The sequence below is a fragment of the Scytonema sp. HK-05 genome (genome assembly GCF_963872035.1).
GTDB lineage: Bacteria > Cyanobacteriota > Cyanobacteriia > Cyanobacteriales > Nostocaceae > Kalymmatonema.
On the sequence record NZ_CAWMYC010000013.1, the window covers coordinates 16,868 to 38,211 of the forward strand.

General features: G+C 42.4%; 19 protein-coding genes and 2 pseudogenes. All 21 read right to left on the bottom strand.

Going from position 1 to position 21,344, the window contains the following annotated elements; translation table 11 throughout:
• Window positions 1-15: 15 nt before the first annotated feature.
• The 21 genes and pseudogenes from AACT52_RS03140 to AACT52_RS03235 all read right to left on the bottom strand — a co-directional run bounded on the left by AACT52_RS03140 (window position 16) and on the right by AACT52_RS03235 (window position 20,655).
• On the bottom strand, window positions 16-2,187 hold the full coding sequence (locus AACT52_RS03140; RefSeq protein ID WP_073629307.1) for an AGE family epimerase/isomerase: 2,172 nt from the start codon (window positions 2,185-2,187) through the stop codon (window positions 16-18).
• Between the two features lie 175 nt (window positions 2,188-2,362).
• Window positions 2,363-4,480 (bottom strand): glycogen debranching protein GlgX, encoded by a 2,118-nt coding sequence (glgX, locus tag AACT52_RS03145; protein WP_073629309.1) that lies wholly within the window; start codon window positions 4,478-4,480, stop codon window positions 2,363-2,365.
• Between the two features lie 51 nt (window positions 4,481-4,531).
• Window positions 4,532-4,783, bottom strand: a pseudogene (locus tag AACT52_RS03150) (DUF1830 domain-containing protein); the annotation flags it as partial.
• 29 nt (window positions 4,784-4,812) lie between these two features.
• A complete protein-coding gene (locus AACT52_RS03155; RefSeq protein WP_073629311.1) occupies window positions 4,813-5,442 on the bottom strand; it encodes a DJ-1/PfpI family protein in 630 nt (209 codons plus the stop codon).
• A 78-nt stretch (window positions 5,443-5,520) separates the two neighbouring features.
• Window positions 5,521-6,087, bottom strand: coding sequence for a hypothetical protein (locus tag AACT52_RS03160; protein ID WP_073629313.1), 567 nt, complete (start codon window positions 6,085-6,087; stop codon window positions 5,521-5,523).
• A gap of 409 nt (window positions 6,088-6,496) precedes the next feature.
• A complete protein-coding gene (locus AACT52_RS03165; protein ID WP_073629315.1) occupies window positions 6,497-6,901 on the bottom strand; it encodes a carboxymuconolactone decarboxylase family protein in 405 nt (134 codons plus the stop codon).
• A gap of 30 nt (window positions 6,902-6,931) precedes the next feature.
• A complete protein-coding gene (locus AACT52_RS03170) occupies window positions 6,932-7,057 on the bottom strand; it encodes a hypothetical protein (RefSeq protein ID WP_272937072.1) in 126 nt (41 codons plus the stop codon).
• 583 nt (window positions 7,058-7,640) lie between these two features.
• On the bottom strand, window positions 7,641-7,811 hold the full coding sequence (locus AACT52_RS03175) for a helix-turn-helix domain-containing protein (RefSeq protein WP_158054549.1): 171 nt from the start codon (window positions 7,809-7,811) through the stop codon (window positions 7,641-7,643).
• Window positions 7,812-8,296: 485 nt separating this feature from the next.
• A pseudogene (locus AACT52_RS03180) lies at window positions 8,297-8,747 on the bottom strand (RNA-guided endonuclease InsQ/TnpB family protein); the annotation flags it as partial.
• A gap of 1,091 nt (window positions 8,748-9,838) precedes the next feature.
• The gene (locus tag AACT52_RS03185) at window positions 9,839-10,654 is read right to left on the bottom strand and encodes an MIP/aquaporin family protein (RefSeq protein WP_073629317.1); all 816 of its coding nucleotides are present in this window, start codon (window positions 10,652-10,654) and stop codon (window positions 9,839-9,841) included.
• A 98-nt stretch (window positions 10,655-10,752) separates the two neighbouring features.
• Window positions 10,753-10,935, bottom strand: coding sequence for a hypothetical protein (locus tag AACT52_RS41165; protein WP_096549590.1), 183 nt, complete (start codon window positions 10,933-10,935; stop codon window positions 10,753-10,755).
• Window positions 10,936-10,986: 51 nt separating this feature from the next.
• Entirely contained in the window at window positions 10,987-11,499 is a 513-nt protein-coding gene (locus AACT52_RS03190; protein ID WP_073629319.1) for a general stress protein, read from the bottom strand.
• 214 nt (window positions 11,500-11,713) lie between these two features.
• Window positions 11,714-11,872, bottom strand: coding sequence for a hypothetical protein (locus AACT52_RS03195; protein WP_233153847.1), 159 nt, complete (start codon window positions 11,870-11,872; stop codon window positions 11,714-11,716).
• 41 nt (window positions 11,873-11,913) lie between these two features.
• Window positions 11,914-12,081 (bottom strand): hypothetical protein, encoded by a 168-nt coding sequence (locus AACT52_RS03200; protein ID WP_158054550.1) that lies wholly within the window; start codon window positions 12,079-12,081, stop codon window positions 11,914-11,916.
• A gap of 636 nt (window positions 12,082-12,717) precedes the next feature.
• Window positions 12,718-13,356: a 3-hexulose-6-phosphate synthase gene (gene hxlA / locus AACT52_RS03205; RefSeq protein ID WP_073629321.1), complete on the bottom strand. Its 639-nt coding sequence runs from the start codon at window positions 13,354-13,356 to the stop codon at window positions 12,718-12,720.
• Window positions 13,357-13,476: 120 nt separating this feature from the next.
• The gene (gene hxlB / locus AACT52_RS03210) at window positions 13,477-14,073 is read right to left on the bottom strand and encodes a 6-phospho-3-hexuloisomerase (RefSeq protein ID WP_073629323.1); all 597 of its coding nucleotides are present in this window, start codon (window positions 14,071-14,073) and stop codon (window positions 13,477-13,479) included.
• The gene (locus AACT52_RS03215; protein ID WP_233153848.1) at window positions 14,066-14,221 is read right to left on the bottom strand and encodes a transaldolase family protein; all 156 of its coding nucleotides are present in this window, start codon (window positions 14,219-14,221) and stop codon (window positions 14,066-14,068) included. The genes hxlB and AACT52_RS03215 overlap by 8 nt, the downstream gene beginning before the upstream one ends.
• A complete protein-coding gene (locus tag AACT52_RS03220) occupies window positions 14,221-14,412 on the bottom strand; it encodes a hypothetical protein (protein WP_073629325.1) in 192 nt (63 codons plus the stop codon). The genes AACT52_RS03215 and AACT52_RS03220 overlap by 1 nt, the downstream gene beginning before the upstream one ends.
• A gap of 108 nt (window positions 14,413-14,520) precedes the next feature.
• Complete coding sequence (locus AACT52_RS03225) at window positions 14,521-14,832, bottom strand: hypothetical protein (protein WP_073629327.1); 312 nt, start codon at window positions 14,830-14,832, stop codon at window positions 14,521-14,523.
• 423 nt (window positions 14,833-15,255) lie between these two features.
• Window positions 15,256-19,059: an AAA-like domain-containing protein gene (locus AACT52_RS03230; RefSeq protein WP_073629328.1), complete on the bottom strand. Its 3,804-nt coding sequence runs from the start codon at window positions 19,057-19,059 to the stop codon at window positions 15,256-15,258.
• 171 nt (window positions 19,060-19,230) lie between these two features.
• Window positions 19,231-20,655 carry an AAA-like domain-containing protein gene (locus tag AACT52_RS03235; RefSeq protein WP_073629422.1) on the bottom strand — a complete coding sequence of 475 codons (1,425 nt, stop codon included), beginning with the start codon at window positions 20,653-20,655 and terminating at the stop codon, window positions 19,231-19,233.
• Between the last annotated feature and the right edge of the window lie 689 nt (window positions 20,656-21,344).

The following is a 21,344-nucleotide window of genomic DNA, read 5'->3' on the forward strand; positions in this document are numbered from 1 at the left end:
GGCTGTTGACCTTATTTACACTATGGCCATTTCAACAGTGTCATACTGCTCCAAAACAGTGACACCCTCACAGAATGCGCCCTTCCTCAGAAAATCCAAGACATGCTCACTAGCGCCAACTACATAGATATCAATATTGCTACCCAGTTTTTGCTTGGTGAAAATCAGATACCGGAGACCAGCCGCGCTTATACATTTCAAATCCTGTAGTAGCAAGACCAAGCGGTTGATTGACTGGGCTGTTGCTTTCTCCAACTCTTCCTCAAACAGCTTTACAGCATTGGCATCTAGTAAGCCGCTTAAAGATATTTTGGCAGTACCTTCGGTGACTTCTAACAAGGTTGCATTGAAAAATACTTGAGTGGGAATAACTCGAACTCTAACTTTTAGTTCGTCCTGAGTAGATGGCAGTTTGATTGTCAGGTTTTCGGCATCAAAGTCGGAATACGATTGCCCATTAATCCATACTTCGCTAATGTACACGCTGCCAGGGGGTAAAATATCTGGCTGAACCCGCAGGATATTATCTTTGAAACCTCCTTGTTTTGGCTTGAAATACAAATCCATTGGCTTCTTAGTAAGCAGCAGGTTAGTATAAACACAAGCCAAGTACGCCAGTTCAAACGAGTGGTAACCACTCATGGAGTGACTACCCTTTCCCCTCTCAGTTCCTAGCAAGTAGGGAATTCCATTTGCCAAAACATTGAAGTAGACACCCCCAGATGCGTAATCCAGGAACCAAGAGTTATAAAAAGCTGACGATTCACGTGCTAATTTTTGATACTGAGACTTATCAAGTGAGCCAGCCAAGATGAGGTAGGCTAATATGGCTTGTTCCTGCTGCCACCAAGCTTTTCGGTCGTGCCAGACAAAGCGGTGTACTTTTTGCCCCTGTTCTAAGATGCGCTCTACCACATCGTACCACCCTCCACGCTGTTGGTCACTGCCAACCGCAGGCATGATGTCTGCAATTTTTTCAGCTAGAGCAACATACTTTTCTTTTGGTTTCAGGTGGTTCATCCGCATTAGATTCCAGGCGATTTTGAGGTTGTGACCCACAACTGCTCGGTTCTGTTGCCATCCCCATGTTGTGTCATGGCTCCAATTTTCATAAAAACGCTCTTGAACAAACGGACTATGATCGTAATCTGGGAAATGCTTTTCAATCGTGTCAAAGGTGTACTCAAGGAAATCAGCGTATTCATCCTTACCAGTTGCTAGCCAAAGATTGATCAGGTACGCTGGGGCATGGTCACCTACCGAGTTCCAATTCTTTTTCGCCCGATTATGACCCAAGGTATCACTATAGGGGCTGAGAGTAATTGGATCGATGTGTGAGAAAAATCCTCCTTTGTCCGTTTTATCTTGAAAATAGCTTTTGAACAGATTTACGGTTAATTCAATGTCGTTCATGATACGTGGATCGCCTGTCACCCGGTAAGTTTGGGTGGGACCAGCTAGTGCATAAATCTGCTCATAAGCTGGAATAGCGTCATAGTCATCCCCAAATTCTGAGGAAAATATTTTCTGCTCAGTACCATCTGGCTTCACATCAATTGCGTGATACCAATAGCAAATTCCTTCGCTCTCATCTAGAAAGCGCATGTGTTCACGCAGATATTCGGTGCCTTTTTCGGCAGCCTCTAGGTAACGGTCATCCCCAGTCATCAGGTAGGCTGTAGCAAAACCGTAAACTAAGCGTGAAATCGTGTCAGTTTCTTGACGATTGCTTATTTCTTTTGTACCAACTAAACCAACATTGGTGCGATAATTCCGATAGTCAATTTCTCCATCTTCAAACTGCGCTTTTAGGTAAAAATTGGCAAGGTTTCGTACTTGATTGACCCACCAGTCTTGCTTTTCAAATACATACTCACTTTCCGTCTTGCCAAGGAAAACGATATGTTTGGCTTCAAACTTATGCTCGCCAGCCTCAGGAAAGAAAGTGCCATACGCGAAAAGGTAGCGATCGCTTACCAACATTGTTCTCATTTGAACAGTGCAATCATAATAAGGCTCTCCTAGATTCCGCACTAGCTCAGCATAAGTCATTGAGGTCAGTGCTACCTCAAACTCCCTTCCATCAGACGTTTTAAGATTGAAAGTTCCAAAAGCTCCCTTCTTTTCATCAAAAGTGGTAACATATCCAGCAATTAAATCTGAGAACGGGAAGGTAATGTTATTCATTGGATTATCTCCAAAAATGTAATATTGATTCAGTAACTCGGCATAAGTTAACGTATTTACCCTAATTAGTAGTTAGTAGTTAGTGGTGAGTTGTTAATTGCTTTTAACAACTACCACTTAACAACTAACAGTCCTTCTAGTTATGTTTATTTACGCCTAGTTACTAACTGGAAAACTACTTTGAAATGAGAACAACAATGCTACGACCTTGAACAAAACAGCCATCCTCTGAAATTAAAGTCTCTTGTCCCGGTTCTAGAATATCCATAGGGGAAGGCTGGGCAGTGTCTACGACTTTGTACCATTTCCTAACAGCAATAGAAGGAATTTCAAATTTGAGAGTATCCCAGTACATATTAAGCATGACGTGAATATCTGCTCCTCCATCAAAGTCTGCTAATGTAAAAGCGAGAACTCTGGCATCAGGGTTATCCCAATCCGGTTTGAACAAATTTAAGCTATGCCAAGAGATGTCCGCTAAACCGCGCTCGTTAACTTCGCCGTTGAAGAAGTGGCGGCGGCGTAATGTTGGGTGACAATAGCACTTACGGAAATTAATCATCAGTTTGAAGAACCTGAATATATCAGTGTTCTTCTCCACAAGATTCCAATCAAACCAACTAATCTCGTTATCCTGGCAGTAGGCGTTGTTGTTGCCCTTTTGAGTACGCCTGATTTCATCACCTGCCACAAACATTGGTACACCTTGGGATAGCATGAGAATGGCTGCGAAATTCTTAATCTGTCGCCGACGCAATGCATCGATTTCTAGATTATCAGTCTCTCCTTCAAGACCACAATTCCAGCTCAAATTGTCATTTATTCCATCCCGGTTGTCCTCACCATTGGCTTCATTGTGCTTATAGTTGTAAGAAACTAAATCATTGAGAGTAAATCCATCATGGCAAGTGATGAAGTTTACACTGTTAATTGGTAAATGTCCGCTTGCTTGGTAAAGGTCGGCACTTCCGGAAATGCGCCAAGCAACTGCCCCAACCAGTCCTGGATCTCCCTTGATAAAGCGCCGAACGTCGTCTCGGAAGCGTCCGTTCCATTCCGCCCAACGATATCCTGGGAAGTAGCCAATTTGATACAGTCCAGCAGCATCCCAAGCTTCAGCAATGATTTTTGTCTCAGCTAAAATTTCGGATGTTTCAATTTGCCATACTACCGGTGGATGAACCATCGGAACTCCGTTTTGGTCACGGGATAGGATTGAGGCTTCATCAAACCGGAAGCCATCAACGTGCATCTCTTTCACCCAAAATTCCAGGCAATCTACAATCAACTTCTGTACTAAAGGATGGTTGCAGTTGATAGTGTTTCCGCACCCAGAGTAGTCCATGTAGTACTGCTTGTCGAAGGGCACTAGGTGATAGAATATGCTATTGCTAAGACCCTTAAAGTTAATAGTAGGACCTTGATGGTTTCCCTCACTCGTGTGGTTAAAGACCACATCTAGGATGACCTCAATTCCCACATTATGTAATGCCTTGACCATATCCCGAAACTCCGTGATTGGGTCTTTCTCACTAGGAGAAGCAGAATACGAGGTTTCTGGGGCAAAATAGCTGTGCGGGTTATATCCCCAGTAGTCTTTCAGTTGTTTACCATTGACTTCTCGAAGAAGTTCCGTTTCATCAAAGTCAAATATTGGTAATAATTCAACAGCAGTGACTCCTAGCTCTTGTAAGTAAGGAATCTTCTCGATAACTCCAGCAAAAGTACCGGGAGATTTGCAGCCAGAGGAAGGTGATTTAGTAAATCCACGAACATGCAACTCATAAACGATACTTTCATTCATGGGTCGGTTTAGAGGGCGATCGCCTTCCCAGTCATAATTCGATATATCGATAACTACACTACGCATTGAGGTAGTCAAGTTATCTTTTGACCCTAAAGCATCAGTGCGCTTCCAAAGTTTATTACTGTTTCCCTTAGCATAGGGATCAATCAGTACTTTGTTTTTGTCAAAGCGGTATCCTTTCCCGTGTAAATTCTGAGGACCATCAATGCGATAAGCGTAAGCAGCGCCGGGTTTTAAGTCTCTTACGTAAATATGCCACAAGAAGAACGTTTTATTGAGCTTTGGGTCTAACTGAATAATTTGTATGGGTTCTGGGTCATTAGGTTGCTCAAACAACAACAATTCTACAGATGTGGCATGCTCGGAAAAGATTGAGAAGTTGACTCCATCTTTATCAGGGTTTGCACCTAAAGGATATGAACGTCCTACTTCTACTTGGTACTTTGTTGTAGCTGATTTTGCTTGATATTGAAGTGTTTTAATCATTTTGCCCCTCTTGTTATTTTGGAGCGTCAATTGGTAATTGACTCACAATTAGTTGATACGTAAAAGGTTGCACGGAATTTTATCTGAGAGAATTGCACTGACCATCATGCTCGTGTGAATTTCCAGCTGGGCGTCGGGCGGTGCTTCAAACCAAAAACGTTGTTCTGGGAAAATAACTCGCTCAAAGTACCAATTGGGAATATTTGCGATCCGAAGTATCTGAATGTGGCTAGTAGCGTTAACGTAGCCACAGACAATCCAACAGGACTGCTCAGGAGGTAGCAGGGTTTTTCTTTCCCACATGAAAGACTCGGTTCTTTAATCCTGGTTTTTTACCTGGTAACTACCTGTAGTTTCTGCTCGTTAATAGCCTTTAAGAAGACTTCCATGAAGTCAGTGACTACATTAGGATGTTTTGCTGTGATGAGATTGTCATCAATATGTATGTTCTTAGTTCCATCACCATCGAAGATAATGATGCCTCCGGCGTTTTGGACATCACAAAGGATGTTATGGGCACAAGTAACCTCACGATTCTTAAGCAGTTCTGGATCAGCACAAAACAGCCAAAGACTATGACAGATAGTACCAATTTTTAATCTGCCAGCATCCATAGCCTTTACAGCTTTGCGGAGAAATTTGACAGCTGGAGATTGATTAGGTTGACCCTTTTTAAGATGCTCTTGATAGCGAAGACGATCCATAGCATATGCACCGATGAGAATAATGCCTTCATAATCGGTAGGCTCAATATCGTTCACTTCTACCGTAACAGTGACTTCTTCTGTTAATTCAATACCCCTAAAGGTCAATTGCTCTTGGTTCCAAAGATGGGATATGTACTCTACCTCGTATCCATTTGCAGGGAAAAACTTATTAAATGCTCGAAACTCAATTTCATCAAAGTGATCCTCAATGAGTACACCTATTTTTCCCAAAGTTTTAGAAGCTGTAGATGCCATTGTGTTCTCTCTCCTTTATACTTAGTTTCGACAGCTTTTTAGCCAATGCAGTTATCTAGTGACTTGCCAGATTTCCTATTAACGCCGGATCAACTTCAGCCATGTACTCGGTGCAAACACATCGCGGTAAAATGTGAGTTGTTCGCATTTTAAGTAACATGCGCCTCTGTGTCCGCGTCGGAGCCAGGTAACGTTTCCCTTGGCGATTGTTTCATTCGTTTCCTCATCCAAACAGTTCCATTCAAAGTAGACGACTTCCCCGTGAAACATAACGAAAGGCCAAGTCATTGATACATTAGGCTGGGCAATAATTGCCCACCAATTTGCCTCTCTCTCTGTCCCGGCTGCTCTACCAAAAAAAGGTCCATCAGAGCACAGATATACTAGATTAGTGGCGTATTCACCTGCTAGAATATCTCCCCTCCCTCGTCGCAAGGCTTCACAGTGGGTAGGCCACCATTCCTTGTTTTCCTGTTCTATTTGGGCTAAGGTATATTCTGGAGTAATATCTGGTAAATTTTCTTCACGAAAAGAAATGTATTTTTCAGCGTCCTCAAGGAGTTTGTCTCCTAACTCTTTGGGAACCAGCCCTGGCTTTGAATAGTCTGCGGATAGTTCTTTGTAGTAGTTGGTTCGCGTTTGCATCTGAAACCCCAGCGATATTGATAGAAATTGTACTGTTCGAATGGATGTAAACTTTTTACTCGGCTGTTTTTAGATAGTAAAGTGTGTGTGGTTCTTGGTTCATTAGCGATAGCGTAATGTACCTTACATATATGCAACTTGGATGCATATTACTCCCTTCCCGATCTAAGATTACCTATAGTGATTCACTCCTAGAAAACACATTTTGAAACCTTTATATAGCAAGGTGTTCAGGGAATTAAGCCAAATGTGTTTTTTGCATGATTCACTTGTGGTAAACACGCCGCTAGTTGGACGCTCATATCTGTGTGTCCTCTCTTGCCTCGTGCAGTTAAAAAATTAGGTAATATAGCTGGCGATTCGGGAGTAGCTTATGATTTGGTGTCCAAGCTCTTGGTCGTGCACTAAATCATTCTGCTATCTTTTTGGTTGGACCGAGAATATCATTAAGGGTACCAAAGCACCCTGCACCCTTATTGAATCCTGCATAAACGCACATGAACAAAAGGACTTCCTCGATTTCTGCACGTGTAGCTCCTTGTTGCATAGCCATATTCACGTGTGCTGCAAAAGGGCTACCAGTTCCTACTTGATCCTGATTAGCAACATCAACAGCAATTGTTATTAATGCCTTGGTTTTTTGGTCAATTAACGGAAGTCCCCATGCTTCACCTGCTACGCGAGTACAAAAATCTCCAAACTTCGGATTGATGCTTTTTAAAGCATCTTGAAGTTTTACATCATCTAAAACAGCGTTTTTGTATACTGTTGAGTTTCCATTTTGGTCAAGGGACGCATAATTACCCTGATTCATAGTTTTTCTCCACCTTGTACATGGGTTTTACTATTCTACAGCCAGAGTTTTTTTGTAACACAAAGAGCCACTAAACTGCTTTGCTTGTATGATAAGACCAAAAACTTTGATGAAGAACTTGACTTGGGTTTCCATCGATAGTGAAAGTGCTGCCATCCTAATCATTCTTCTTTGCACTGCACTGTTAGAAATCAATGAGAACCATCTCTTTATGCATTTTTTACAATTTAGGGAAGTATCACCAGCTAAAAACTTTGAGTTAAGGTTGAACTTAGAGGATGTTTGAAAAGTTAAGAAGGTGCAAATTTTATGCCAATCGCTTTACTATTATTCGGATCATAGCGAGGTAGATAAATGTCTGTGCAGTTTCAGGTAGTAGCTCGTATTTATAGCTTTGTGGCAAAAAGTTTTTCCTAGAGCAGTAATTTTGCTGATATTGAAAAAGTCAAAGTCTAGGTACCATAAGGCTTTTAGCGTATGCGATCGCGTTGTTGGAAAATGGATAAAGTCAAGCTTAGGTAAGGCGTCCGCCAGACTTCTTTTTTTAGTTTTTCACAACTATTCCCGTCTGAAGCGATCGCCTGACTGTAGGCATGTCAGGTCAAATTTTTATGTTATATATTTTACAGCCTATACTTATATTCCTCTTGGTCAGACATAATTGCAGGATATGTGACACTTTAAGGTGCTGATCATTTGCCTTAGCTTCAAAACTTAACAATCGCTCAACCGCCGCTAATCACCGCTCACGCCATTGCCTTACCGTTTCGCGGTGAATGCTCAAAACTCTTGCAACTTGCTGGTTGTTTAAACCATCGCCCGCTTTTAGGATAATTTGAGAGCGTCGCACTAATTGCTGGGAACTGTGCTGATGCCGTGCTATTTTTTCTAAAATCTGCTTTTCTCGCACGCTGATAATAATCCCTTGCGGTTTTAGACCTGGGAATTTTTTTGTTTGAATGCAACTCTCTACTATTCTACCTAACTGACGAATGATTTCCGCGCTGTTGCACTAGTTATGTAATACCGTTTCTGCGTGAAGCTGCAATGTATTTTACCCCCCCGGCTAACGCCGTCCCCCCGCGAACTCGGGGGGACTACAGGGGGGTTTTATAAGGCGCACCTTCATACAGAATTGGTATAACAATACATTCCTAATCACGTTAAGTTTTTCCTTAAATTATCGATCTTCATTAGAAAAAACCTTACACAGATGAAAAACTTAATAATAACCAACCTTAGTACATTAGAACGATTATGAAGACCATCGCCTACGATTTACCTGAGTTTCACTTTGGACAACGCTACTGGGTTCTTAGCCAGACTCATAACGTTCTCGTAGCAAAAACCTATTGACACTATCATGAGACAAACCTTGTGACATACTCCTACAAGTCATGCTATCGCATACTGTGTAGGCTTCTCAGCGACTCCGGCTATTCCGTCGGACATTAACTGAGCTTTAAGAACGCGATGCCCCAGCGCTCTATTTCTTATATTTATGGCTGCATTATGGTCACGCTCCAGTGAACAACCGCATTGGCAAGAATGCCAGCGTTCATGCAACTTTTTAGGGACTTTTGTACCAGAACTAGAACAATTTTGTGACGTACCAGAAGCATTCACCGCTATTACCAACAACCCAGCATTCTCGGCTTTGGTGGTTAGAGTTGACAGGAAGCGGGTGCCCTCCGGCATTATACACAGATTTTGCTAATCGAGATTTTGAAAGCCCTTTAACGTCGAGGTCTTCATGGACAACAACGTCATCTTTTGACAGCAATTGCTTTGCTGTTTTGAAGTGGAAATCTTTGCGTTTGTCAGCAACTTTCTTGTGTTGCTTACCTCATATCTTGTACCAATAAAAATTGATGTAAATGAATAACTCAGTATTAAACTAAAACCCTTAATTTAGCGATAAAAGCTAACAAAAATCAGGTGTCCTTATTGCGTATCTTTTTACATTCCCTGAATTTGTACGGGGAGGTGCAAGATCTGAGTAACCTAATTGCTTGATAGCTTTACGTCCCAGATTCCGCAGGTACGATTGCGCAGAGCGCAGTGGCGAAAGGGCAATCGCACTCGCATTGTATTTTTGAAGCATGACAGCTTCACCGTTTGATATAAGGGTACAGGATATTGACCACTGTGCATCTGTGATGAGATGAACGAGGTCGAGGGGAAAACCTGCACCGAAAGTGCCAACCCTTTTACGATTATCCGTTCTGCGCTCCACGATTAATCATGGAGGCAGCCAAATCAAGCAGTTTATTAGAAGAAATTTTTAATTAACACGAAAAATCCTGCTTGATTTGGTGAGACAGAGAAAGCAGGCGAGTTTCCCACGCCCAGGGGACTGCTCTCCCGTTGGGCAAGGGTTGCGCGTTTTGTGTAGATAAATGCGTCGTCAGGTTATAAAAGCGATGATTCTCAACGGGTTGGGGTACGCACCCGCGCCCCGTTATACCTATCCCTCTTTTATCACTCTTGACAGAAAATAATCTATAATCCTTACAGCATAAAACTTTTAGCAAAAATCTTGATTTGCGCCATTCTGTTAGAAAATAAACCCCCAAACGCTTACTCTACCTACACTTGAAAAATTGGCTCTGATTTTTCTTTTCCCAGAGTGACTAAAGAGGGTTAAAACGTAGCAAGTGGGATCGCTAGGGTTAATCTTTTTTGGACAAGTTTGTATTGTTTCGGTCATGCTTGCTGTTGTGTGATGAATGCCAATAGACATCTCCGAAAAAGAATGTAGAAATCAGACATGCTTAGTCTCTACAAGGTTTTCAGGGAACGCATAATTCATTTCCACCAAATGTCTAATGACTCGTTACTCTCTAGCCTCCTCATTTTTCCACCGTCTTTCTTGGTAAGGGTGCCTTCTCGATTTGGGGATGATGTCTACGATGTCTAACGCACTCAAACCCAGGTCTAGCCGGAATGTTTCTCCTTACGATGTGCTACTTTGACGTTTTTGAAAATACAACGATAATTAGGAACATGAAAAAGTTTGCCTGTCAAAACCTCGCGCTTATCCATAGCGAGTAATCGAAAGGCTGCTACAGCAAACATTGCCCCCATTGGTGGAGCAATGCAATAAAGCCACTGGTCTTTCCAATACCATGAGACTAAAGCAGGTCCAATACTGCGTGCAGAACTTAGACTCGCGCCAGAGATGGGTGCTTCTAACCAGACTATTGTTGCCACTAAAAGCCACGTCATCAGTGGTGTCCAGCGCATTAGCCGATGACTGCTTAGAAATATAAAGATAGACAGCACCAGCAGAAAGGTTATGCTAACTTCAGCAAGAAATACATACCAGAGAGCGTAACTATCCCCTGGTAAAGTCATACCATTCCAGACACTAGTAGCGTAGCTTCCCCAAACAGCTACCACCGCCACAGCAGCAATAATTGCACCAAAGAATTGTGCAATTATGTACCCAATGATGTCATGTTGATGCATCTTGCCTTGTGCCCAAAATGCCAGGGACACGGAGGGGTTGAGGTGAGCGCCACTCAATTTCCCCAGTGGTGAAATCGCAAAGAGTGACCCACTTCCAGCAAATAGCAGCCCTGTAATCAGCAAACGCATACTTTTGTCAGGTATGAGAGCCTCCATCGGTAAGCCCTTACCAAAATTGAAGACAACTGCACTGAGTCCAACAAAAAGATTAAACGTAGTTCCGAGAAGTTCTGCACCATATTCAGACCAGTGCAATTGTCTCCAAAGTGTGAAAGTAACCATGATTTTCTTCCTGCATCATTAGGTGATTTAAGCGTTTCAATCGATAAGCAATTACGAGGGTCACTTGGAAGTAAAACACCCTGAACTGGAGCAGCTAACTATTTTTTCAATGTCAAATCCTCCCTGATATAACACGGGTAGTTACTGCGTGCCAAGTTGTAAAGGGCGGGGATAAGCTTGCGCTTAGTTAAGTCTCCAGCAGCGCCGAAAATTACTATCACACAGGGATTTGTTGGTTGGTCTAATTCATTAGTCAAGTAATTCGTTTTTACAAAAGTCATGGCTTTATTTCTCAATGTCTGATATTGATACACTATTGAGCTAGTGCAACCTCAAACAGCGATTGCCTCATGAATGTTGTACCCGGCATCTTTTAGGACTTGTATCGCCTTTTCTCGCTCTTTTGACGTTCCTCTGGTCATCAAAGCAAACTTTCCTGCTTTGATTTCGTTTTCGTATATGGGAATTTCCAGTTCTCCAAACAGTGCACCGCCTAGAGCTCCTACTAGTGCACCAACAGCCACTCCCAAAGCCAAACCTTGTACGGCTCCCAAAAGCAACCCAAAGATTGGTCCGGCAACAATAATCTGAGCAATTGGGGGAATCAATAGGAATTCAGTCCCCGTTAGCGTACCCAAGACGGCACCTAACACGGTTCCCCAATACCCATATTCTGTTGCTCCTTCCTTTGCAGTATCTTTCCAGCTAAAAAAGTCACGGGTTTGGAAATCTTTACTAAAAATCGAGATTTTATTTATGTCTAACCCTGCCTTTTGCAATTCTAGTACAGCATTTTCTGCCTCGGTTTGAGTGGAAAAAATGCCAATCAACTCATGTTGTATCATGTCATTACTTTGTGATGCAAAAAACTTTAGAAGTATTCAATCAACAGTGTTTAACACTCAAGTGGCAAGGATTGCACATTTACTAACGTTATCCCCTAACTGTGTTGCTCAACGTGCCCGCTAAACTTGTAGAGCATGGCAAGACAGGACTTTCTCAGCAAAAGTATGCTCCTGTCGAGCCCGGAAACGAGCGTAGAGTGCGGCCGATAGTACATCAAGCAGGGACGGCTTCTTCAATCGCCGCCATGATTGTCCAGCGCCCCTCGCCAGAGTCCTGTACATATCCGGTATACTCAAAAAGCCTGGGATTCTCTACCAGTGCCATTGCTGTATTAGCACCCATGCGTCCAAGACCAATTACACCAATTTGCATCGTTTTTCTCCTACAGTAATGCACTTTATACCAAGCTGCGGTTAAACGTAACACTTTGGGCGATGGGGTGGTGTGGTGATATTGTTCTCCCCATCTCCCGATGCCTCAGTTACTATTTTTGAATGCAACTTAGTATTAGCTAGCCAAGCCCCAAACATCACAGTTGGCTTGGGGTGCATACCACTAATAGGCACTGTAGGACTGACCATTACAGTGCTTATCAGTGAATGAGCTACAGCGTCGGTAAGTAATATCGTGTCCAGTTAAAGACTTATCATTAAGACCGCAAGGGGCACGGAGCAGTGAGAGAAAGGTTTTCACTCTTTTTGCACAGATGCGGGAATGATGAGTGATCAGGCGAACAACAGATGCGGGAATGATGAGTGATCAGGCGAACATGATAAAATATCAAAAACCCAGTTTCTTTAAGTTGAACATACAAGATATTAAGCTTTCCGATAGAAAGAAACCGGGTATGCATGCCTCCTTTTTGACTACTGTATCAACGCTCTAGTACTAAGTAAGTCGGCAAGAAAAAACCAAACTATGTAAAGAAAAGTAAAATCTCTGTATTTGGCTCGTAGTAGCGCTATGGCTGACGCCACGCTGCGCGAACAGCGCTAAAGCGCTACTACAAACCAGTGATGATTATTTGCGCCGACTTACTTAATCTCAATTAGTCCAGCTGTGCTTTTAGTGGTTTGTGCCATTACGCTGACACCAATAAGCATGAAGGCAAAGGTTCCTATAAACTCAACAATTAGAGTTCTTGCGTTCATAGCCTTAAGTGTCAGATTGGTCTCTCCCCCGACAGAAGTCAGGGGATTCAAGGTGTGTCCTGCTCGTTATCCTTTTGAATTAATCTTCTCCCGTAAACGACGGGCAGATTCGGCAGGAGACTTAGCGCTGTAGATGGCAGCACCGACTGCTGCTACATCGGCTCCCGCGGCTTCTACTTCCTGAATCGTCTTCTCATTGATACCCCCTGCAGCCGAGAGAGAGATTGAAACCGCACCTCGTAGAGCCGCAAGTTCACTTGCAGTAGAAGCGCACAAATGATTAGCCTGCTCGTCCAACCCGCAGTGCAGCTCCAAGTAATTAACTCCCAGCCTTTCTAAGTTGCGTGCACGTTGCACACGATCTGAAACAGAAATCATATCAGCAGTGACGTACTTTCCATACTTACGAGCAGCAACTACAGCTCCTTCAATCGTGCTGTCATTCGATACAGCTAGGATTGTGGTGAAGTCCGCTCCTGCTTTGAATGCCATTTCAGCTTCTAAGCCTCCAGCATCCATCGTCTTCATGTCTGCAAAAATCAGCTTATCGGGGAAAGATTGTTTGAAGGTTTCGACAACCTTCAGTCCTTCTTGCTTAATCAAAGGAGTGCCAGCCTCAATGATATCCACGTAAGAAACAACATCTTTAAGCAAGTTCATTGCTTGCTCTAATGACAACAAATCTACAGAAACTTGTAACTTCATAAAACAACCTCTCGTTTATTGAAATGGTGTACTCTAGTGCGTTGTTAGTTTTTGGTTATTCTTGACCACTAAGCACTAACTACTAAAAATACGTTTATTTGTGGCGATTTACTGAGTTAGTTATTCTAGATTGGCATGCAATGCCCAAAGATTTTCAGAACTTTTATTTAAATTCTGAGATAGAACGTGGAACAAAGCATCAAATAAAAGCAAGGAGGATTGCTCGAATAAAGAACCACTAAATTGTTCTGACTGTTGATGGCTATGGTCTTGTTTCGCTGCGGCTTCAATCTGGATTAAAAAGTCAGCAATTTTGGCTAAAGGAGAGTCTTTTTGGGTTGTGACACTAGCAATATAAGCGCCAATTTCTTTTGCTTTGTGAGCAATCTCCAAAACGTGTTCCGTGGTACCTGAACCAGAAAAGTCAATCAGTAAATCACCTTGCTGAATTGCCGGAGTAATCGTTTCACCTACGACATAGACCTGCCGTCCTAAATGCATCAGCCGCATAGCAAACATACGAATCACTAAGCCACTGCGACCTTCACCCGCAACAAAGATTCTTTGGGCATTCATAATTGCTTGCCCAAGTTGGGTAACCGATAGGTAATTGACTTTTTCTAAAACTTGTTTGTTCTCGAGTAACACTAATTCAATGGCTTTACCAAGATCGGCATTAATGTCTGTGGGAGTGATGGTTTGAGAAACATTAGTCATAATAATTATTTCCTCTCAAATACTTGAGTTTGATACTCATGCAACTGATCGCAACCAGAGTTACAAAAAATTTCTTAACATTGATGCCCTCACCGATCAGTTCTTGAATGGCAGGGATACCAGCAGGTGTAGCAGGAACTTTAATCATCAGGTAAGGTCGTCCAACTCCTTGCCAAAGCCGAGGCGCTTCTGAAATGGTTCCCCTCGCACCCCATCTTCATCAATTACGCGTTGCACGTCACTGCTAATCAAGCTGCGCCGGATATAATCGAGCCAGATGGACTGCCTATAATTTTGTAAAGCTTGCAAAGGGTTGGTTATTATTTCCAAAGCGGTCATGTTTTAGTCTCCTTAAGCTTTTACTAATTGCGCCTTAGCTGGGACGACGATATTCTCTGGGATGAAGCCAAATTTGTGCTTGCAATTTCATATATTGGTACTGAAGTCCTAACTTAAAGGCTTTAACCGAGAAACTTCTGCCACAAACACGCTTGCTACTGGAACCATTGCTGTCGGTATGCCGGAATGTCCAGATTTTGCTTGTTGAATTGCATCCATTAAGAGAGTACAAATCAATTTGATGCACAGTTCATCAAGTCCTGGGATGAGTACTGTTATTTTCTCCTGTAAGCTAAGGAGCAGAGAACAAGAGAAGGGGAATTGAGAAATAAGGTAAAGGCAAAAAGAGAATAAAAAGTTAACTTTTCGCCTTTGCCTTTTACTGACGTATGCGGCATTAAAGAAGAGAAATACTATCATTAGTATTATTTCGCTTCAAGCCTGTCTTTACCAGCGAAGATCCACACGTTAATGTTGAACTTAAGGCTGTTGATAAAGTTTTCAGAAAAATAACTTATTTTCTACTTGCTGTCACCTTTGCTTTTCTGCCTTCCCTTACAGTAGCAAAGCTCAGATCTTGCACCTCCCCGTACAAATCCAGGGAATGTAAAAAGATACGCAATAAGGACACCTATTTTTTTGAGCTTTTATCGCTAAATTAAGGGTTTTAGTTTAATACTGAGTTATTTATTGACATCAAGTTTTCTTGGTGCAAGATGTGAGAAAGGCAACTGACAATTCATTCAAGCTTCTACTACCTTGCTGTTACTAACTGGCTTGGTAACAGCAAGATTCATGACATGAGGAAGCTTACGCTATCTCCATCGCCGTCAGGAAACATTTCTAATAGTTCTCTTGATGATTGCAAAGCGAGCGTTCCTTGCGGGACTGTGCAGGAGTTTCGCCTTTCTCCACTCCTATATTAGTTTTTAAATAATCTTGCACCAGAGCGCAACCATAAGCCAGTGCATCTAGATTGAGAATCCGCTGCAAATTCCACAGAATGAGTGTGTTATCATCACCCCCTGAGACGAGCAAAGTCCCATCGCGGCTGATAGCAATTTTCCTAATCGCTGCGGTATGTCCTCTGAGGGTCGTGAGTTCCGTACCAAACTCCTGCACAGACGCTGTCTCCTGCCCAGAGGCTGAGTCTTCTGGACTCACAACTTTCCAAAGCTTGATGGTTCCATCCCCACTCCCAGAAGCAAGTATCTTACTGTCGGGACTAAACGCCACCCCCCAAATCGCAGCTGTGTGACCTTTGAATGTTTTGAGCAATTTCCCCCTTCGGGGTGAATCCTTCGGATACGCTTCGCGTTGGCGGAGCCTGCGCTTTGCGCTTACCCCAGTCGCCAGCGCTGAAGGCGCTGGCTCACCGTCAAGTGTCCACAACTTAATAGTATTGTCACCGCTTCCAGAAGCCACCATTTTACCGTCAGGACTAAAGGCAACTACCCATACTGCTGCCGAATGTCCGACAAGGGTTTTGAGCAACTTACCCTCCAGCGTCCATACCTTAACAGTACCATCGTTACTGGCTGAGGCAACCAGCCGACCGTCGGGACTAAATGCAACTTCCCATACTTCGGCTTGATGTCCTTTAAGAATCTGTGGTGCAAGACGATTATTATACCATATCCGGATATTATGGTCAACATTAGCTATGGCGATCGCTTGACCAAACCCCTGCGGGGACGCTACGCGAACGGGACTCAATACCGCACCTGTAATTTTGCCATCAGGGTTTTTGTAACTAGCAATTAATTTACTGTCTTGCCGCTTGAGTTTTACCGTACCATCATTACCAGGAAAAGCAATTAACTTGTTATCCTCACTGAAAGAAACCTGGAAGACTACGCTTTCTTCAGTCAAAGTTTTCCGTAATTTGCCTTGACGACTCCAAAATTTAACACTGTTTTCGTGGCTGGCTGTGGCGATGCTAGAACTATCGGAGGCGATCGCTATTGACCAAATCCCTGCTTTATGAGCTATCACACTCTTTTGGAATGGATTTTCACTCTGCCAAAGTCTAACAAGGTTTTCTGCCCCCGCCGAAGCTATAAAGCTGCCGTCAGGACTGAAAGTAACTCCCCAAACAGATGCACTATGTCCTCTAAGCGTTCTGTGTTCTGTACCATCAATGTCCCAAAGTTTAATGGTTTTGTCGAGACTAGCGGAGGCAATAGTCTGACCATCCGGACTAAAAGCGACTCTCGAAACTCCGGCACTATGACCTTTAAGAGTTTTATATTGGCGATAACTGCCATTTGTGCTGTCTCGCTGCCAAAGTTTGACAGTTGTATCTTCACTCGCCGAAGCAATGGTTTGACCATCAGGACTGAAAGCTACACCGACAACCCAACCTGTATGCCCTTGGAGAGGTTGTAGGGTTTTGGCATTCTGCCAGCCTGAGATGTCTCGTCTCCAGAGTTTTACTGTCCTGTCTAGATTGGCAGCTGCAATGGTTTGACTATCAGGACTAAAAGCAACTCCCAAAAACCCAGCTTTATAACCTTGAAACGTTCTTAGCAAAGTGCCGTCTCGCTTCCAGACTTTCACCGTTGTGTCCCAACTAGCAGAGGCAATAGTTTGACCATCCGGACTAAACGCTAGTCCCCAAACTGAAGCTGTGTGACCTTTGAATGTTCTAGAAATGCGCCACGATGCGTTTTTGGCATCGCGCTGCCAAAGTTTAATAGTACCATCCTCACTTGCCGAGGCAAGTATCTGACCAAACCCCTGCGGGTACGCTACGCGAACAGGGCTAAAAGCAACTGCTTTAACTGCTGCGGTATGACCTTTGAGAGTTGCAACTGGTGTACCATCACGCCGCCAAAGCTTAATTGTTTTATCCATACTTGCTGAGGCAATTAGAGAACTGTCAGGACTAACATCTACTGCCATAACAGTTGCTGTATGACCCGAAAAACGGTTGTATTCATCTGCTCCATAAACTGCTTGCTTTAGTGCATCTTCAACCAGAGGCGCAAGATTTGTGTTTGCTATTCCTAGCTTTTGCAGTCTGTCTTTGGCTTTAATTGCTTCTACAAGCGCATCTAATCTCCGATTGGAGGCAAACAGTCCAACAGAAGAAGATACAAGCGCTCGAATTTCGCTGCTCTTAGCTTGAATTGAGCTTTTCTTGGTTTGACGATACAGAACAAAACTCCCTATCCCCAAACTGCTAGAGACGAGCAACCCAATAGACACTCCAACTAGCAACAACCTTTGCAATCTAGCTGTCTTTTTCTCTTGTACGAGTCGTGCTTGCTCTTGTATAAGTCGTGCTTCTACTTCTTTAGCACGTGCTGCTTCCAATGCCGTTTGCACTTCAATGCGATCGCATTCAGTACTTGCAGCTAAAAACTGATAATCCAAATCGCTCAGACTTTTGCCCTGCGACCATTTTTGGGCATCTCTCAATGCCTGTCCTCGTAGTAGACGCGATTCATCTTGATAGTTTGAGATTACCCAAGCATTGAATGTCTGCGAGTAAGGACGGAGATTGTCTAATTGCTTTACCACCCATTCACTATTGAAAACATGGCGGTAGATAGGATTTTTAATTTTGAGATAGCCGTTGTGTTTCTCCACTAAACCAGATAATAACAGTTCTGTTTGTTCTCGACTATCATCAGTTGGGACAGAATTCTTTAAGAGTTCTCCATTTTCTGTTGAAGAAGCTTGCAACAGTTGCTGATAAATACCCAACAACCGCCCTGCCTGTTGTTCATTGAATAGAAGGCGATCTCTTATAGTACGCAGATGTTCGGGTTCGTCTTGTGATTGCCAATTTTGAATAATGTGCGCTCGCACTAATTCCTCCACCCAAAATGCTTCTGTACCTGGAGGCAGGGTAATCATTCCTGTAGCAGTAAGAGAAGCAAGTTCGGTAATTAAATCACAGAGTTTTTGTGTGAGAAACGGTTGTCCCCCTGTCCAATGAATAACCTGTTGCAGTATTGCTTGTGGTTGACTGACTACTTCCTTTAATCCTTGAAGCAGGGGCGTGGCTTCATGTAGTTGAAAGCCTTGTAACTCAATTGCTTTACCAAGGTTAAAGGGCGTGCGGCGTTTATCAACAATGAGATCTGAGGGACTAGTTACACCAAATAGTGCAAATCCTAAGCGATCAAAATTTGAGTTCTGTGGTCGCAGGTTATAGCACTGACGAATCCAGGCAAAAAAGTCGTTAATTGGGAAACTTAAACTCAGCAGGCTATCAATCTCATCAATAAAGATGAAAATACGCTCAGTGTGAACATTCGGTAGTAAAACATCTTCAACAAACAGGTGTAGTTTTTGCACCGAGGAAATGCCTGTTTGCTTCTCCCACCAACGCTTAAAGTCAACTTCTGACCCTAAATTGAAGCTGTAGAATAAGCTGATAACAATGCCTTGGTACCATTGATCTGGTGTAGTATCTTCAATACCCAAGCGGGTCATATCCAAGTAAACACAGCTATGTCCTTCTTCCCTAAGACGATAACTTGTGCGCTGAAGCAAAGATGACTTGCCCATCTGACGAGAGTTGAAGACGTAACAGAAATTACCAGCTTTCAGACTGGCATAAAGTCTTTCGTCTGCATGACGGATAACATATGTCGGATCGTCACTGCGGAGACTACCTCCTACCTGATATCTCATATTTAACAGTTACCAGTTATCAGTTATCAGTTATCAGTTATCAGTTATCAGTTATCAGTTATCTATGTTTAATCTTCAATTTTTGGTAGTTTTGAACAGAGGCGATAGGCAAAATCATCCGATAATTAAGGGGAATTGTAACTCTCAAATCTCCTTGATTATGGAATTTTGTCAAACAATTGTAGATAGTTGCTTTGCAAAATAGGCACGGTAGAGTTCGCAACGCGGTAACACGCGCTCGCCCTCAAAGCGAATTAATCCCAAACTTTCAAGCTTGTAAGCTTCAATAGGATTAAGAGAAATACCTTGTTTTGCTTCCAGAACTGTAGCATAAGTCTGTGCCAGTCTAGGATTTTCTTGCAGTTTGACAAAAAGTCGCCATAAATGATAGCAGTAGATCCCACCATTGGCAATCGCATCCTCTATCAGTTCTTGCAGGGTCATTTCTTGAGAGCAAAGATAGTACAAACTAATCTGAATTAATGCTGGATGTCCCCTTAGGAGTGACATAAGTTGGTCAACATCCTTAAGCAAACTCCCCTTTAAACCATACCGCCTAGCTAAATCTTCTACTTGTGGTCGGGTAAATTCTGGAAGACGAATAGGTAGACCGATATTAAAAGGGGAGCGGTTAATATTTAGAGAGATGTACTCTTCTGTAGAGTAAACCATTACTAACCTCAGCTTTTGCCAGTTGGGATTGTGTCGTGCTTCTTCACACCAAGATCGCAATAAAGTAAAAAACTCATGACAGATGTGAGGATATTCAAAAAAATGGTCAACTTCATTCAACACCAAAACCACTGGGCTTTGACATTGATTGAGCAAATAGTTTTCTAAATAGAAGCTGCTACTCAAGTTATAGCCAATTTCTTCATCCCATTTTTCTTTGAGGTTAGGGTCAATACCTAATTGAGTTGCAATTCGCCAGCAAAAACGACGCAACAGCTTATTTAAGTCAGTTAGACACTCACTCTCAAATTGGTAGCAATTCAGATTTACGGTATGATATCCTTGTTTGTGTGCAAAGGCTAACAACCGCAATACTAGAGAACTTTTACCCATCTGTTTTGGGGCGCGAATCCGAATCACGCAGCCACTATGTTGTACCTCATGATAAACCTTTTTCTCTAGTGGGGGACGTTCAATATAAAAGGGAGAATCTAGAGCTACGGGACCATCCGGGTATGACCAAAGATTTTCTATCTGTTCAGTTTGTTCATGATGTTCTTCAACAAATGAGGTGAATTCCGAAACTTGAGATGAATCTTCTTGTGTGTATGAACTAAGAGACGATAACTCACTTGTCTCAGTCTCATTCGCTTCATTAACGATAGTGTAGTCTTCGCTATGTAATTCCAGATTAAAAGCGCTAAAGCAGAGTTTTACAGTTTTTTGGTCTACACTTTCACTTAAAGACCATAATTTACTCAGAGTTCTAGTGGAAACATGAATGCGCGAGCTTATTTCTTCTAAACTCAAGTGTTCGCCTTTGTATTCTGCTATCTCCACGGAAAGAATTGCTGACTGTAACCGTTTAACTCCTATGGAAGTGAGTACAACTCCTCGTCTTCGTTTCGTTACTTTTTGCTTCATTTTATACATGGCATTTACAAAAATCACTAGCGTCTAAATTATGCTTAAGAGCTTTTTGTAATATGCTATACTTAAAATCTTAACAATCAACCCGTAGCATTGGTGTTTTTATTATTACTATATTAATCACCCGTAGAGATACTGTATCATCAAAATTTATAAAAAGCAGCGTAGTTATTGATTGTAAATTAATAGACTGGAATTTAAATTTACTTGAGCTATCTCTAATACACTATCAATCGATTTTTCTATAAAAACCATTAAAACTCCAGTTAATTAAACTACACCATATTAGCTTTCTAGTAAACACTTTAAATGAATTTACTTACTTTTCCTACTTTTCTTACTTTTCCCACTTCCAGTGTTTCTGTAACTGTATTGCAAAAACTTTTTTATGAAACCGCAATGCTTGTACAGTTTTATACTTAATTGTAAAAAAAAGGCGTAATAAATTTTACTTATATAATTCGTCATTTTTTGATTGGTTATGTTGCAAAAACAATATCGCTTTGCTAAAAACTTAAACCTCATCCATCTTGAAACCTGGAGTTTTTCAAGAATGTATTAGGGGTCGCCCCCCATAGGTCATGCCGCGCTTCATTGACTCGGTACGTAACAGTGTGATTTAGGTGTCCCACTCATTCGTTAAGCGATCTCATCGTTGGCTGACTTCGTTTGAAGAAGTTGCG